Source organism: Nocardia sp. NPDC050406 (genome assembly GCF_044459025.1).
In the GTDB taxonomy this organism is placed as follows: domain Bacteria; phylum Actinomycetota; class Actinomycetes; order Mycobacteriales; family Mycobacteriaceae; genus Nocardia.
In genome coordinates this window covers 316,604-330,972 of the sequence record NZ_JBITIM010000003.1, presented here as the reverse complement: position 1 = coordinate 330,972, position 14,369 = coordinate 316,604, and the positions used below count along the sequence as shown (strand labels likewise).

9 protein-coding genes are annotated in these 14,369 nt (G+C 67.2%); 4 read left to right on the top strand and 5 right to left on the bottom strand.

What is annotated here, in order from left to right; all coding sequences use genetic code 11:
• Positions 1 to 167: 167 nt before the first annotated feature.
• The 3 genes from eccD to eccCa are packed head-to-tail and all read left to right on the top strand — an operon-like array spanning position 168 to position 7,041.
• Positions 168 to 1,586 (top strand): type VII secretion integral membrane protein EccD, encoded by a 1,419-nt coding sequence (gene eccD / locus ACIBH2_RS25075; RefSeq protein ID WP_397121621.1) that lies wholly within the window; start codon positions 168 to 170, stop codon positions 1,584 to 1,586.
• On the top strand, positions 1,583 to 2,998 hold the full coding sequence (gene mycP, locus ACIBH2_RS25070; RefSeq protein ID WP_397121619.1) for a type VII secretion-associated serine protease mycosin: 1,416 nt from the start codon (positions 1,583 to 1,585) through the stop codon (positions 2,996 to 2,998). Before eccD ends, mycP begins: the two co-directional genes overlap by 4 nt.
• 17 nt (positions 2,999 to 3,015) lie before the next feature.
• The gene (eccCa, locus tag ACIBH2_RS25065; RefSeq protein WP_397121617.1) at positions 3,016 to 7,041 is read left to right on the top strand and encodes a type VII secretion protein EccCa; all 4,026 of its coding nucleotides are present in this window, start codon (positions 3,016 to 3,018) and stop codon (positions 7,039 to 7,041) included.
• Positions 7,042 to 7,059: 18 nt separating this feature from the next.
• Here the strand turns inward: eccCa and ACIBH2_RS25060 are convergent, their stop codons facing one another.
• Together ACIBH2_RS25060 and ACIBH2_RS25055 are read right to left on the bottom strand one after the other, a co-directional pair.
• Positions 7,060 to 7,641, bottom strand: coding sequence for a GNAT family N-acetyltransferase (locus ACIBH2_RS25060; RefSeq protein WP_397121615.1), 582 nt, complete (start codon positions 7,639 to 7,641; stop codon positions 7,060 to 7,062).
• On the bottom strand, positions 7,638 to 8,477 hold the full coding sequence (locus ACIBH2_RS25055) for a GntR family transcriptional regulator (RefSeq protein WP_397121613.1): 840 nt from the start codon (positions 8,475 to 8,477) through the stop codon (positions 7,638 to 7,640). Before ACIBH2_RS25055 ends, ACIBH2_RS25060 begins: the two co-directional genes overlap by 4 nt.
• Positions 8,478 to 8,650: 173 nt before the next feature.
• On the opposite strand from ACIBH2_RS25055, the gene ACIBH2_RS25050 reads away from it, so the two are divergent.
• Positions 8,651 to 9,154: a DUF4254 domain-containing protein gene (locus ACIBH2_RS25050; protein ID WP_397121611.1), complete on the top strand. Its 504-nt coding sequence runs from the start codon at positions 8,651 to 8,653 to the stop codon at positions 9,152 to 9,154.
• A 39-nt stretch (positions 9,155 to 9,193) separates the two neighbouring features.
• Here ACIBH2_RS25050 and ACIBH2_RS25045 read toward each other — a convergent pair whose 3' ends face one another.
• Genes ACIBH2_RS25045 through ACIBH2_RS25035 form a run of 3 tightly spaced genes read right to left on the bottom strand, consistent with a single transcriptional unit; the run spans position 9,194 to position 14,239 of the window.
• Positions 9,194 to 11,119, bottom strand: coding sequence for a serine/threonine-protein kinase (locus tag ACIBH2_RS25045; RefSeq protein WP_397121609.1), 1,926 nt, complete (start codon positions 11,117 to 11,119; stop codon positions 9,194 to 9,196).
• The gene (locus ACIBH2_RS25040; protein WP_397121607.1) at positions 11,116 to 13,002 is read right to left on the bottom strand and encodes a serine/threonine-protein kinase; all 1,887 of its coding nucleotides are present in this window, start codon (positions 13,000 to 13,002) and stop codon (positions 11,116 to 11,118) included. Before ACIBH2_RS25040 ends, ACIBH2_RS25045 begins: the two co-directional genes overlap by 4 nt.
• A 40-nt stretch (positions 13,003 to 13,042) precedes the next feature.
• Entirely contained in the window at positions 13,043 to 14,239 is a 1,197-nt protein-coding gene (locus ACIBH2_RS25035; RefSeq protein WP_397121605.1) for a hypothetical protein, read from the bottom strand.
• Positions 14,240 to 14,369: the final 130 nt, after the last annotated feature.

The following is a 14,369-nucleotide window of genomic DNA, read 5'->3' as shown; positions in this document are numbered from 1 at the left end:
GTTCACAATCCCCACCAACGCAGTGCCGTCGCACTGTTGCGGACTGTCGGATACATTATGGTTAACCGCCCTGAATGGGCAACTGTGGGACCAGCTTAGGAGCAGTTCACGAAGTGACCGCACAATCGACCAGCGGCGCCCGCGCCGCTGAGCCTGAATTGTGCCGCGTGTCCGTCATCGGGGGGAACACCCAGCTCGACGTCGGTCTACCGGCCAACGTGCCGATCGCCGCATTCATCGGTGATCTGGTGAAATTGATCGAATCACGCAATCCCGACCCGCTCGGGGATGAGGATGGGGGACAAACACTTCAGGTCGAGCACTGGACATTGGCCAGACTCGGCCGGGACATGATTCCGGCCGGGCAGACGCTCAATGACGCCGAGGTCTACGACGGCGAATTGCTGGTGCTGCGCTCGGTCTCCGCCAAGGAATCACCGGCGTTGTTCGATGATGTCATCGATGCCGTATCGCGGCTCACGGCAGAGGATTTCCGCGGCTGGTCCGCGACCTCGGCGCGGTGGGTCGGCCTGGTCATGGGCGTGGTCGCCACCCTGTTCGCGGTGCTGCTGGGCGGCATCGCGCGCGGCCACGGCGATACCTTCGTCGCGCCCGCCATGCTGTTGCTGGGCGCGGTGGCGGCACTGGTCGCGGCCATGATCGCGATCCGCCGGTACGCCGACGAGCTGACCGCGACCGTGCTCACGGTGTGCATGCTGTTGCTCACCTTCGGCGGTGCGGGTCTTGCCGTCCCCGGTGAGATCGGCAGTCCGCACGCGCTGCTCGGCGGTTCGGCCGCCCTGCTGGTCGCCATTGTCGGTTATCGACTGATCGGGGTGGGCGCGGCCATCGTCTCCGCGGTCGTCACCCTGCTCGTCTTCGCCGGAGCCGCCTCGGCCGTGCGCATGATCTGGGGCACCGATCTGGACAAACTCGCCGCCGGGGTGATGATCGCCTCGATGGTTCTGCTCACCGCGGTGCCGCGCCTGGCCGCCCTGCTGGCCCGTCTCCCGGTGCCGCCGGTGCCGACCGCCGGTGCCGCCATCGACCCGACCGATCACGAACCGCGACCGAATATCGAAGGTATCGGCGCGATCGGCGCGACGGTGTTGCCCTCGGCCCAGGGACTCGCGCAGCGCGCGCGTGCCGCCAACCTCTTCCAGACCGGCATGGTCTTCGGTGCGACCGTCGGCGCTGGCCTCGGTGCGATCGGTGCGGCCGATCTGCTCGGATCGCCCCGCTGGCAGGGCATCGCGCTGGCGGCCATCGTCTCCATCATTCTGTGCCTGCGCGGTCGCTCCTTCGCCGACCTCGCGCAGGCCACCATCCTGATCGTCGGCGGCAGTCTCACCTGCATCACGCTGTTGGTGCTGCTGGCTTTCCAGGAAGCGGACATTCTGCTGTCGGCCGCGCTGCTGCTCGCCTTCGCGGTGGGAGCCATCGGCTTCGGGGTGATCGGTCCGCACATCGAGGTGACCCCGGTGACCCGGCGGCGCAACGAGCTCTTCGAGTACGCCCTGATCGTATCGATACTGCCGTTGGTGCTGTGGATCATGGACGTCTACTCGATGGCTCGGAACCTATGAGTGGGCTGACCGGAAACTGGGCTCGAATACTGTGTGCCGCATCGGTTCTCGGCGCCGCGCTACTGGGACCGATCGGCCCCGCGTCGGCGCGGCCGGTGCGGGCGGTGAACCCGCCGACGGCCGATCTCGGCGCCCTCGGCGAGGCACAGGCCATCAGTGGACGCCCCGCGCCGCTGCAGGCGACCGAACAGCACGCCGTCTGTGCCACACCGGCGTTGAAGGGCGATGTGCGCGACGCGCCCTTCGCGCAGAAGGTGCTCGACCTTCCGGCCGCCTGGCAGTTCAGCCGGGGCGCGGGCCAGAAGGTGGCCGTCATCGACACCGGCGTCAACCGGCATCCCCGGCTGCCCGCGTTGCAGAGCGGCGGTGACTACGTCTCCGACAGCGACGGCACCGTCGACTGCGACGGCCACGGCACCCTGGTGGCGGGAATCATTGCCGCACAACCGAGTCCGGACGACGCGTTCGTGGGTGTGGCCCCGGACGCGGAGATCCTCACCATTCGCCAGCTCAGCCTCGCCTACAAGGTCAAGGACAGCAACAGCGGCGCACAGCCTGGCGCGATCGACGATTCCGGCTACGGCAATATGCTCACCCTCGCCGGTGCCGTGGTGCGGGCGGTGGATATGGGCGCGACCGTCATCAATATCTCCGAAGTCGCCTGTGTCCTGGCCGGTTCCGATACCGCCGACGGTCCGCTCGGGGCCGCGGTGCGCTACGCCTACGAGCGCAATGTGGTCGTGGTCGCCGCCGCCGGGAATGTCGGCGGCGGCTGCGACAAGCAGAACGAGGGCACCGGATGGGACGAGGTGACCACGGTCGCCACTCCCGCCTGGTTCAGCCCCTATGTGCTGTCGGTGGGTTCGGTGGATCCCAACGGCGATCCGTCCGGCCTCACGCTGTACGGCCCCTGGGTCGGCGTCGCCGCCATCGGCCGCGAGATCGTCTCGCTCGACAGCGCTCCCGGCGGCACCGGTCTGGTGGACTCGGTGCAGGGGCAGAACGGTTGGCAGGACATCGAGGGCACCAGCTTCGCCGCCCCGTATGTGGCCGGGCTCGCCGCGCTGGTGCGCGCTCGCTATCCCGAGCTGACCGCGCAGCAGGTCATGGACCGCATCACCCGCACCGCGCACTCGCCCGGCGCCGGGCGTGACGACCGTATCGGGGCCGGGCTCATCGACCCCGTCGCCGCGCTGACCGCCGAACTCCCCGAGCAGCCGGTGAGCGCGGGCGCCGACCAGCCGCGCGCCTTCCCCGAACCCGGCACCCCGCAGGGGCCGGACCGACTGCCCCGTCTCGTCGCCACCGTCGGATCCATCGTGTGTCTCGCCGCGCTGGCCATCGGACTCGCCATCTCGATTCCGTTCCGCCGTGCCCGCCGCGATGACGAGCTGCCCGACCTCGACTCGTAACGACCGGAGATATACCCATGGTTACCGAAGGTTTCGTGCGTCGCCCGCGCATCGCCCCGCCTCGCGCGCCCGGCGGTGAGATGGCGCTCACCCCGCCGCCGGAGATCCCGAGGGCGGTCCCCGCCCCGCTGATGTCCAAGCTCATGCCGGTGGTGATGGTTGTCGCCGTGGTCGGCATGCTCGCCATGTTCGCCATGATGGGGCGGTCGATCCTGACCAACCCCATGATGATGATGTTCCCGCTCATGATGATCATGTCGATGGCGGGCATGATGATGGGGCAGCGCGGCGGCAACAAGAACGCCGCCGAGCTCAACGAGGAGCGCAAGGACTACTTCCGGTACCTGGACCAGACCCGCCGCGAGGTCCGGCGTACCGCTGGCAAACAGCTGGAAACCCTGGTGTGGAGCCATCCCGCGCCGGATCATCTGCCCTCGATCGTCGGTACCCGGCGAATGTGGGAACGTCGGCCCAACGACCCGGATTTCGGACATGTCCGCGTCGGCATCGGCACGCACCGGCTGGCCGCGAAGCTCGCCCGCCCCGAAACCGGTCCGCTCGAGGATCTGGAGCCGGTGTCCACGGTGGCGCTGCGCCGCTTCGTGCGCACCCACTCGGTCGTGCACAATCTGCCCACCGCGGTCTCGCTGCGCGCCTTCCCGGCCATCAATATCGAAGGGCCGGAAGAGGATACGCGCATGTTGGTGCGCAGCATGCTGATGGAGCTCACCGCGTTCCACGGCCCGGACAATGTGGCGGTCGCGGTCGTCTGCGCCGATCCCGACTCCGAGGCGTGGGCGTGGGCGAAATGGCTTCCGCACCTGCAACATCGGACCCAGCAGGACGGTATGGGTCCGGCCCGCATGATGTACGGCTCCCTCGGTGAGCTCGAGACCGCCCTCGCCGACGACCTGCTCGAGCGCGGTCGCTTCATGCGCAATCCGCAACCGACACAAGGGCGTCTGCATCTGGTCGTCGTGATCGACGACGGCTACGTCAACGGCACCGAACGCCTCATCAGCGAATCCGGCCTGGACTCGGTGACCGTGCTCGACCTCACCGCCCCCGAGGGCGGACTCGCGGCGCGGCGTGGTCTGCAACTGGTCGCCTCCGACGGCGACGTCTTCGCCAAGAGCGCCGCGGGTGCGGAGAAGTTCGCCACCGCCGACCGGGTGACCCTGGCCGAGGCGGAGGCGTTCTCGCGCAGCCTGGCGCGCTACCGGCTGGCCACCGCGGCCCAGATCGTCAGCCTCGGTGACAATTCCACCACCGTGGCCGACCCGGGTCTCATGCCGCTGCTCAAGATTCCCGATGCCGCGCAGATCGATCCGGCCAAGGTGTGGCGGCCGCGTTCCGGACGGGAACGGCTGCGCGTGCCCATCGGCACCACGCCCGACGGTTCGCCCGTCGAGATCGATATCAAGGAATCGGCCGAGAACGGTATGGGCCCGCACGGCCTGTGCATCGGTGCCACCGGCTCCGGTAAGTCGGAATTCCTTCGCACCCTTGTGCTTTCGCTGGTGACCACGCACTCGCCGGATCAGTTGAACCTGGTGCTGGTCGACTTCAAGGGTGGCGCGACCTTCCTCGGCCTGGACCCGCTGCCGCACGTCGCGGCGGTCATCACCAACCTCGAGGACGAACTCGATCTGGTCGACCGTATGAAGGACGCCCTGTCCGGTGAGATGAACCGCCGTCAGGAACTCCTGCGCACGGCGGGCAATTTCGCCAATGTGAACGACTACGAGAAGGCCCGCAGCGCGGGTGCGGCGCTCGACCCGCTGCCCGCCCTGTTCATCGTGGTCGACGAGTTCTCCGAACTGCTCTCGCAGAAGCCGGATTTCGCCGACCTGTTCGTCATGATCGGCCGATTGGGTCGATCGCTGGCCGTGCATCTGCTGCTCGCATCGCAGCGGCTGGAAGAGAACAAGCTGCGCGGGTTGGACTCGCACCTGTCCTACCGCATCGGCCTGCGCACCTTCTCGGCCAACGAGTCTCGTGCCGTGCTCGGTATCACCGACGCGTACCACCTGCCCGGCATCCCGGGCTCCGGTTACTTGAAGAGCGACGCCTCCGACCCGCTGCGGTTCAACGCGACCTACGTGTCGGGCCCCTACGTCGCCCCGCGCGCCACCCGTCAGGCCGACGGCCGCGCGGTGATCGAAGCGCCGCCGCGACTGTTCACGGCCGCGCCGGTCGAGGTGCTCGAGGCGCCCGAGCCCGAACAGCCGCTGGATCCGCTGGATCTGCTGCCCCCGCCGCCGCCCTCCGGGGAGGAGGGCATCCCGGACAGCCTGCTGCAGGTGGTCGTCAAGCGCCTCACCGGCCACGGCCGCCCCGCCCACGAGGTGTGGCTGCCGCCGCTCGAGGAATCGCCCACCGTCGATATGCTGCTGCCCGATCCGGCCTGGCATTCGCCGGTCAACCGGCACGGCCAGCTGTGGATGCCCATCGGCATCATCGACAAGCCCTACGAGCAGCGCCGCGACGTGCTCACCATCAATCTCGCTGGCGCACAGGGCAATGTGGCGGTCGTCGGCGGCCCGCAGTCCGGTAAGTCGACCACGCTGCGCACCATCATCATGGCGGCCGCGGCCACCCACACGCCCGAGCAGGTGCAGTTCTACTGCCTCGACTTCGGTGGCGGCAGTATGGCCGGTCTCAATGGCCTGCCGCATGTCGGTTCGGTCGCCCGCGGTATCGATGTGGACCGCGTCCGGCGCACCGTCGCCGAGCTGTCCACGCTGCTGCGCCAGCGCGAGGAGCTGTTCGCGCAGCTCGGTATCGAATCCATGGCCGACTACCGCCGCCGCAAGGAGGCCGCGCGGGCACAGGGCAGCACCGACGACCCGATCCTCGCCGATCCGTTCGGCGACGTCTTCCTCGTCATCGACAACTGGATCTACATCCGCGACGAGTTCGACGCGCTGCTCGGACCGATCACCGCCATTGCCATGCAAGGGCTTTCGTACGGCATCCACCTCATCCTGGGCGCCAACGCGTGGCGCGAGATCCGGTCCAATATCAAGGATCAGATCCACACCCGCATCGAGCTGCGACTCGGTGACCCGTCGGATTCGGAGCTGGGTCGCCGGATCGCGGTGAACGTGCCGCAGAACCGTCCGGGCCGTGGTCTGACGCCCGACCCGCTGCACATGCTCATCGCGCTGCCGCGCCTGGACTCCGATACCGATCCGGAGACCACCCCCGCGGGTGTCGCCGCCGCCCGCGACCAGATCGCGGCCATGTACGGCGAGATGCGCGCGCCGCAGGTGCGCATGCTGCCCGACAGCCTGCCCCGCGACCAGGTGCTGGAACTGGCCCGCAGCCAGGGCATCGAGCAGAGCCCCACCAAGGTGGTCGTGGGTATCGACGAAGCCGAATTGCAGCCGCTGGTCCTGGATTTCGGCTCCGATCCGCACATCATGGCCTTCTCCGACGTGGAGTCCGGCAAGACCACGTTGCTGCGCAACATCATTCGCGGCGTGGCCGAGAACTCCACCGCCGATACCGCCCGGGTCATCCTCATCGACTACCGGCGCTCGCTGCTCGGCGTGCTGGAAGGCGATCAGCTGGCGGGCTATTCGACCTCCTCGCAGACCTGCGGTCCCATGATCAAGGAGGTCGCGAACTATCTCACCAAGCGCATTCCGGGCTCGGACATCACGCCGCAGCAGCTGCGTGAGCGCAGTTGGTGGGAGGGCCCCGAAATCTATGTCGTCATCGACGATTACGACATGGTCGGCGCGGGCGGATTCAACGACCCGTTCGGCCCGCTGGTCGAATTGCTGCCGCAGGCCCGCGATATCGGCCTGCACGTCGTCGTCACCCGCAATGTCGGCGGCGTCTCCCGCGCGCTCTACAACGGCCTGCTCGGCAGTTTGAAGAATCTGTCGGTGCCCACCCTGGTCATGAGCGGTCCGCGCGACGAGGGCAAGATCATCGGTGATGTGCGGCCGACGCACCTGCCGCCCGGACGCGGCATGCTGTGGTCGCGCACCGGCACCAGAATGGTGCAGATCATCGACCTGCCGGGGGAGTGACCGCGCCGCGGCCCGGCGTCAACCGAGACGCCGGGCCGACTCCAGCAGGTCCGCAAGCGCGGTGGAGCGCTTGGGAACCCAACTGGCCGTAGGCCTTTCGAACAGCGCCCGGGACGGGCCGGTCGCCTCCGGCCCGGCGATGCGCACCAGCCGGAACCCGGCGCGGCCATAGTACGCGTGCAAGTCCTTGTTGGTCGTCCACGCGTCCAACCGCACCCATCCCCGATGCTTCTCCCGCGCAACGGATCCCGCGTGCGCCAGCAGCGCCTGCCCGACCCGTTGACCGGCGAATCGCAGATCCACGATCGCGAAGTGCACGATGACCGCGTCGGCCAATTCCCCTGGGCTCCAGAGGCCTTCGTCGGCGCGGTCGTTCACCGTGATGGTGCCCGCGGGTTCGCCGTCGACCTCCGCCATCCAGGTTTCACCGTTGCCGATCGCTTGCGCTACCGAGCGGGCGAATATCTCGATGGGAAGGCCGCGACCCTGACGGGTCCATTGATCACTGCCGCGGGCCGCCAGCCACGTCGTGCGCTGAAGTCGGAACCGGCAGATGGTTCCCAGGTCATCGAGACGCGCTTGGCGGATGCGTAGGGTCATGGTGATCCGGGTAGCAGGGAATTTCCGAAGGAGTGGGAATTGGCGGGCGGGGGCGGGCTGCCGAGAATGCGCCGAATCATATCGGTGCCCGAATTGTCGCCGAGTTCGTAGGCCACGCGATTGCGGGCCGCAATGGAACGGTGCCTGGTCACACGGGTGATGCGATCGTGGTTCGCGCCGATGCGGAGGTGATCGAGCAGGATGGTCCCGGGTCCAACCCCGAGTACCGCGGCCTCCTCCGCGGTGGCGGGCCGGGCGGCGACGGTATCGCGGTGCGCCGTCTCCGGATGGCCCCGATCGGCGAGTCTTCGCGTGGTGCCCTCCGGAATGTCGTGCGGCGAGTCGATTCCGGTGGCCTCCGCCAGATCCCTGGGGTAGAAGCTCACCTCCCACGACCATGGTTCGTTGTCCAGGTACTGCACCACGGTGCGCGCCACCACCCACGAGTCCTTCGGTATGCCGAGCCAGTGCGCCACCTCCGCGCTCGCCGGTTCCATGCGCGCGGTGAACTGCTTGGACGGCTCCCGCCCGGCTGCGCGCGCGATCTCGACGAAGATATCGTGCGCCGCCCGCGGCCGGTCTCGGCGAATGTGATGGGTGACAACCGATTCCAGCACTTCCTGACTGCGCACGATGGTGCCTCGGGAAGTGGCTGTGTAGACCAGATTCTCGGCAACCAGAACCTGAATGGCATTGCGTGCCGTGGTGATCGAGACCCGCATCTCCGCGGCCAGCTCGTTATGGCTGGGTAGTCGATCTCCCGGTTTCCATTTGCCGCCTCGGATCTCCTCGCGGAGGAGGTCTGCGATCCGTTGATACCTCGGACCGTCCGCCATCGCGCTCCTCGGTTGTTGCTTCAAGGCATCGAAGTCTACTCGCCCCACGAACCGCCGTGTGAGGCTTGACAGCCGCATTCTGAGGTTTATTGTAATGAACGTCCTGAATGCGTGTTGGTCAGCGATGAACGCGAGGCAACGTGGCAGTTTCGGAGACATCCAATACGGTCGTAGTGGCCCTTCCCGACGTCCCGGGTTGTACGGACGCCGAGTCGCAGCCCCTGACGGCGGGCCTATTGCCGCCGTCCGACCTACTCCTGCGCGCGTGCCGAGGGCATCGCGTCATCGGCGGGCCACTACTGTGGTTCGGCCACGACCTGGCGGTGCTGCACGAGAAGCGCCTGGTGGGGCGCGGTGGCACCGGGCCGGAGACGGACCCGACCTCCATCGTCGAGAACAAGCGACGCCGAATCGAATTGGTGATGGCGATCGACGATTGGATCGTGCGCAATCTGCCCCAACATCGGCTGGGGGCGACTCTACACACCGAAACGGTCGGTTCTGTGATCGACAGGCTGGCCGAAGCATCGGTCCGAGCCCACCACGCGTTGATGACCCTTGACGCGAATGACGAGGTCCTGCACTCCGCCTGGCACCACCTGGCCGAGTTGTCGGACGCCTACGACGATCTCGTGCGCGACGTGCTGGCGGGACGACGGCGGCTACCGGCCTGGTAGGACCGTCGCCAGTTCGGGGTCGGGCCTTGCCGTGGCGCGTCACTTCGCGGGAGGCAGCCGGTTGACGGCTGTGCGTGCAATGGCTTCGGCCTTGGCGCACAGGGTTTCGTATATTCCACTGCCGCCTTGCACCTCGACCTCCAGCATCTCGTGCTCTGAGCCGGTCTGCCGGAATACGTACTGGCGGCGGCAGATCGCGTCGACAGTCGACGTCGGCGCGATCAGCTGCCGACCGTTGCCTAGGTCGATGGTCGGGCTCGTGGAATCGACTCCGTCGTCGCTACGGCTGGTGCTGATCTCAACCCGCTCGGACCCGTTCCACTCACACGAGTGGGCGGAGAATTTCGCGGGAGAATCCGGCACGGTGCCGATATGTGGTCGCAGAGTGGTCGCATCGACGAGCAGGCACGGGTCGACCGATGCCAGTGAGGCCGCCGAGTCGGAGAGCCGGGGGATGTCCTCCGTCGCGGTCAGGCGTTCCAGCAGATAATCAAGGGGTTCGCAGAATCGGGCATCGGCCGACAGGACTAGTCCCCACGGATCGTGGTCGGCGAATTTGACCCCGCGATCGCAGTCGATGGAATCCAGGCGGCTCAGGATCGGCTGTCCGGCACCGTAGGCCGAGCCTGCCGGTAGCGTCTTGCCGGTCTTGCTGGTCGGGTACATATCCGAGCCAGGCATGAAGTAGACGTAGAGCCGCGATTGCGGCAGCGCAACGTTGCAACCCCAACTACCGGCGGGAGTCAGTCTCCATGCAGACGCTTCGGCCGGGAAGTCCTGCGCGATGTCCGCTGGGATCGACTCGCCCCAAGCCTGTTTCAGCCAGGCGCACGCATCCACGTCGCGCAGCTGAGCCAGCGTCAATTCCTGAGAGGCCGTCGGTGTGGAGCCGTCACCGCGCACCCACACGACGGCGGCCGTCACGGCCGTCACGGCAGCCAGAATTGGCGCGAGTGCCATGAGGGCGACGGTTCGGCGGCGTCGTTCACGCCGGACCGACGGCGCACCGACGGCGACGCGGGTGCCCGCACGACCGGTCCGACGAGCACCCGGCAATATCGAGGTTGCCATGGGGTCGGCGGTGAGCGCGACCAATTCGGCGTGCTGCCTGTCGATTTCGCGATGGACCGGTTCTGGCCAGGGCAACTCGTGCAGCGCCGGTTGGCCGAGATAGTCCAGAATTTGGGCCGGGGTGGGTCGGGCGGCAGGGTCCTTGTGCAGGCACGGCTCGATCAGTTCCCGCAACTCCGGCGGCAGTGAGGCCAGATTCGGTTGCGTATGAGCGATATTGAACAGGGTGTAGGCCATCGAGGCGGCGGCGAACGGATTCGTTCCGGTCGCGGCCATCATCAGCACCGAACCCAGCGAGAAGATGTCGCTCGCGGGCGTAAGCCGCTCGGACAGAGTCTGCTCCGGCGACATGTACGCGGGCGAGCCCAGGGTCGAGCCGGTTTCTGTGAGCCCACCCGGATTCTCGGCCATGGAAGCGATGCCGAAGTCGATCACGCGCGGACCGTCGACGGCGAGCATCACATTGGCGGGCTTGAGATCCCGGTGGATCAATCCCGCCTGATGGATGGCCTGCAATGCGGATGCCAGCCCCGCGGCCAATCTGCGTACTGCGGTCGGTGGCAGTGGACCGTAATCGGAGACCGCCTTGTCCAGTGGCATCCCCACGACGAAGGCCGAGGCCAGCCAGGGCGTCGCCGAATCCACGTCGAAGTCGATCACCGGCGCGGTGAAGACCCCGGACACTCGGGTGGATGCGGCTACCTCTCGCCGGAAACGGGCGCGGTACTCGGTCTCGCCGAGCAAGTGCGGGTGCACTTGCTTCACCGCAACCAATCGACCATCGGGGCCGGTTCCCAGCAGCACTCGACCCATGCCGCCGGAACCGAGCTCTCCGAGAATCCGATACCGGCCGATCTGCTGCGGATCGTCGGATATGAGCGGACGCCTGCTCATTTCGGCAACTGGGGTAGAACGGCGGAAAACACCTGCTTGGCTCGATCACAGGGATTGGAAGCGTTCGTCCAACTGCCGAAACTGATGCGCACGACCTCCGCCATGTCTTTGCGAGTGGGATTGGCCATATATGTCAAGTCGCAGCGTGAGCTCTGGAACTTCGCGAACATGTCGTCGACGTAGACGGTCGCTCCGTCGACTTGTACCGGCTCCAATTTGTAGGCGCTGCTGGATTGATCCGGACGCGTGCCCTCGGTGAGCGTGAGGCTGAAGTAGTTGCTATCGCCCGACCAGTAACAACTCGTCGGGTCGTCGGACCGCGTGACGGCGGGACCGGCGAGCTCGGAGACCAGCTTTCGATCCAGTAGCGTGCATGGATCGAGCGGTCGAATCGACTTCTCCGGCAGTGTCATTCGGGGCGGATTGACGGCTAGTCGGTTGGTTACGGCCCGCAACCCCTGCTCGGACGCTGGGCACGCGTCGCCCTTACCCGAAATCCTCGTCCGCAGCTTGATCGAGACGCTTGGGTGGTTCTGCGTGATAACCCAGCGGTCGCAGGACGCCGCCTCCTTCAGCACGCCGTACATCGGCATCCATGCGGCCACGGATCCGGTGGGTCTCAGCAGCGGTTCGGATTGCGTGTCGGTCGAGCCGATGACGAGTTCGAATGTCCGCTGAGTCCCACTCGGGTCGGTGAAACTCGAGCCGCACGTTCCAGCAATGGCGTCCGAGATTTCGCCGAACCTCGAGCCGAACTGCCGACTCAGCGAATCCTCCAGCAGCGCGCAGACGTCCAGGGTGCGCCACTGCTGCGCGGTCAACTGCACCGACAAGTCGCTCGCCGGTGTCGCGTGTCCCGGCTGCTGCGCCCATTCGCGCGCTCCGAAAGCGGTGCCGTCCAGAAGGATCAGCACGCCAATCGCTACGGCCGCCGCCCGCAGCGACCGTGTGCGCCGCTGCTTCAGCGCCAGCATCTGGGCTTCGTACCGAGCGTGTTTGGCGGTGGTCGCAGCCCACCAGTTCGAATCGTTGCGGTGCTCCTCGACGGCCTCGCGGACCGCGCCCGGCCAGGCCGGTTCCGCCTCGATGGTGGCGGCGGCGTCGAGCAACTCCTGGGGTGTCGGGCGCTGTAGTGGGTCCTTGGCCAGGCAGCGCTCGACAATGGCCCGGACCGGGGCGGGGACTCGGGCGGTGTCCGGCGCGCTGTACATGACGTTGTAGAGGACCTGCGGGGTCGCGGTGCCGGAGAAGGGGCTTTCGCCGGTGGCGGCCAGGGTTACGATCGCGCCGACGGAGAAGACATCGGCGGCGGGCGTCAGGGGCTGGCCCTGGGCCTGCTCCGGCGACATGAACGCGGGTGAGCCGATGACCGAGCCGGTCGCGGTCAGCTGCTCGTCCTCCAGTGCGCGGGCGATGCCGAAGTCGATGACCCTCGGTCCGTCCGCGGCCAGTAGGACATTGGCGGGCTTGAGATCTCGGTGAACGAGCCCGGCGCGGTGAATCTCTATCAGCGCCGAGGCCAAGCCCGCCAGCAGCAGCTTCAGGCCGCCCAGCGACATCGGGCCGGTCTCGTCGATGACCGACTTCAGCGACGGGCCAGGGATGTATTCGGTTGCCAGCCACGGATTGTCGGATTCGGTGTCGCTGTCCACCACGGCGGCTGTGTACGCGCCGGTGACCTTGCTACTCGCCAGCACCTCGCGGTGGAACCGCGCCCGGAACTCGGGGTCCTTGGCCAGGTGCCGGTGAATCTGCTTGACCGCCACCAGCCTTCCGGTCTGAGACTGGCCGAGCAGTACCCGGCCCATACCGCCTTGGCCGATGACGGCCACCATGCGATTGCGGCCCAGCTGGCGCGGATCGTTGGAACCCAAGCCCTTCATTCGATCTCCTCCGTGGCCCGATCGGCTGCCGCGAGCGTGCTCATTCGCCGTCCTTCAGCAGGGAGTACTGGGCCGCGGCCAACTGCCGGACGTCGGTCTCTCGATCGCTGAAGACCTCGGCCACGAAGTTGGCGTGCGGGATGAGACACCGGTAGCGGCGGGCCTGCGACTCGGTCGGATTCGGCTCGGTCGCCTGGAAGCAGGCGATTTCGTCGATTCCCGAAATGCCGCCCATCCGAACATATTTCGAGGCGGTGGGGGTCTCGGTGAGGTAGGTCGTGAAATTCTTCGCGGTCTCGGCGTCGGGCAGTGCGTACAGGTACTTGTTGTCGGATATCGCGACGGCTTCGACCTTCCGCGATTCGTATTCGCGGGTTTGCGTGGCAGGGTCGGTGCTCGACAACACCGCGAAAGCGCGTGGGCCGTAGACGGCGAACTCTCGCGCGTCCGGTGCCTGGTTTCCGGTCGCCACCAGGTTGGGCAGCAGCTTGTCGGGGTCCAGTGGGATGGTCTCCACGGGTGCCGTCGCTGGTGTGTAATCCGCCAATTCCCGTACCTGTTGCTGGTAAGTCTCGGTGAGCAAGCTCGTCAGTGGGTCCAGCTTCTTCTCGATGCTCTGCGCGACCACATGGATCACCACCGACTTGTAGGCCATCCAGCTGCCGACGCTGGCCTGGGTGGGAACCCAGTGGGACAGCGCCGTCGGCAGCTCGGGCAGCGACACCGGGGTGTTGGCGTTGTTCAGCGCGAAATCGGAGGCTGACATGGCGGCGGCCGCGGCGGTGGCGGCGGCATCGTCGGGGAAGGCGATGAGCGTGATCTTCACCATGGGATGAGCCAGGTGCGCACCCAGATTCGGGGACCCGGCGGATTCGCTGACGAAGCCCGCGTACGGGCGGAAGGGTTCGGCCGCCGTCATCTGGTGGGCTTGCAGACCGAACCACGCGCCACGTTCGCCGACGGGGACGGCGGTGTAGCGCTGTGCGGCCACTTCGGGTGCGATATCGCTGCCGAAGGCGATGTGCTCGCCCAGGCGCAGCGACTCCGCGATGCGTCCACGCGCCAGGTCGGAGCGGGTGTCGTAACTGGTGTCGATGCGCTGCGTGGAGTAGGGGCCGAAATCGTCCGCCGCGCCGAAACGCTGTGGCGCGGTGTCGGTTTCACCGCACGCGACCGCCGTACCCGCGATCGCGGCGGCCATCGCCGCCGCGGCGAGCCGGTGAAACCGGAATCGCATCTGCCCCCCTCGCGCCGCGAACACCCTGCGGGCGTGCACTTCTCACTCGCTCGAAACCGGCGGCCGAGACCGCGCGGTCGGGCGTCAATCTAACACCGGCCGCGCGGCGGGACCACTTGCGAGATATTTG

Bases quoted from the DNA above. Each gene is read 5' to 3' on its own strand.
- mycP (WP_397121619.1), top strand. From the start codon at position 1,583: ATGAGTGGGCTGACCGGAAACTGGGCTCGAATACTGTGTGCCGCATCG.
- eccCa (WP_397121617.1), top strand. From the start codon at position 3,016: ATGGTTACCGAAGGTTTCGTGCGTCGCCCGCGCATCGCCCCGCCTCGC.
- ACIBH2_RS25060 (WP_397121615.1), bottom strand. From the start codon at position 7,641: ATGACCCTACGCATCCGCCAAGCGCGTCTCGATGACCTGGGAACCATC.
- ACIBH2_RS25055 (WP_397121613.1), bottom strand. From the start codon at position 8,477: ATGGCGGACGGTCCGAGGTATCAACGGATCGCAGACCTCCTCCGCGAG.
- ACIBH2_RS25045 (WP_397121609.1), bottom strand. From the start codon at position 11,119: ATGAGCAGGCGTCCGCTCATATCCGACGATCCGCAGCAGATCGGCCGG.
- ACIBH2_RS25040 (WP_397121607.1), bottom strand. From the start codon at position 13,002: ATGAAGGGCTTGGGTTCCAACGATCCGCGCCAGCTGGGCCGCAATCGC.
- ACIBH2_RS25035 (WP_397121605.1), bottom strand. From the start codon at position 14,239: ATGCGATTCCGGTTTCACCGGCTCGCCGCGGCGGCGATGGCCGCCGCG.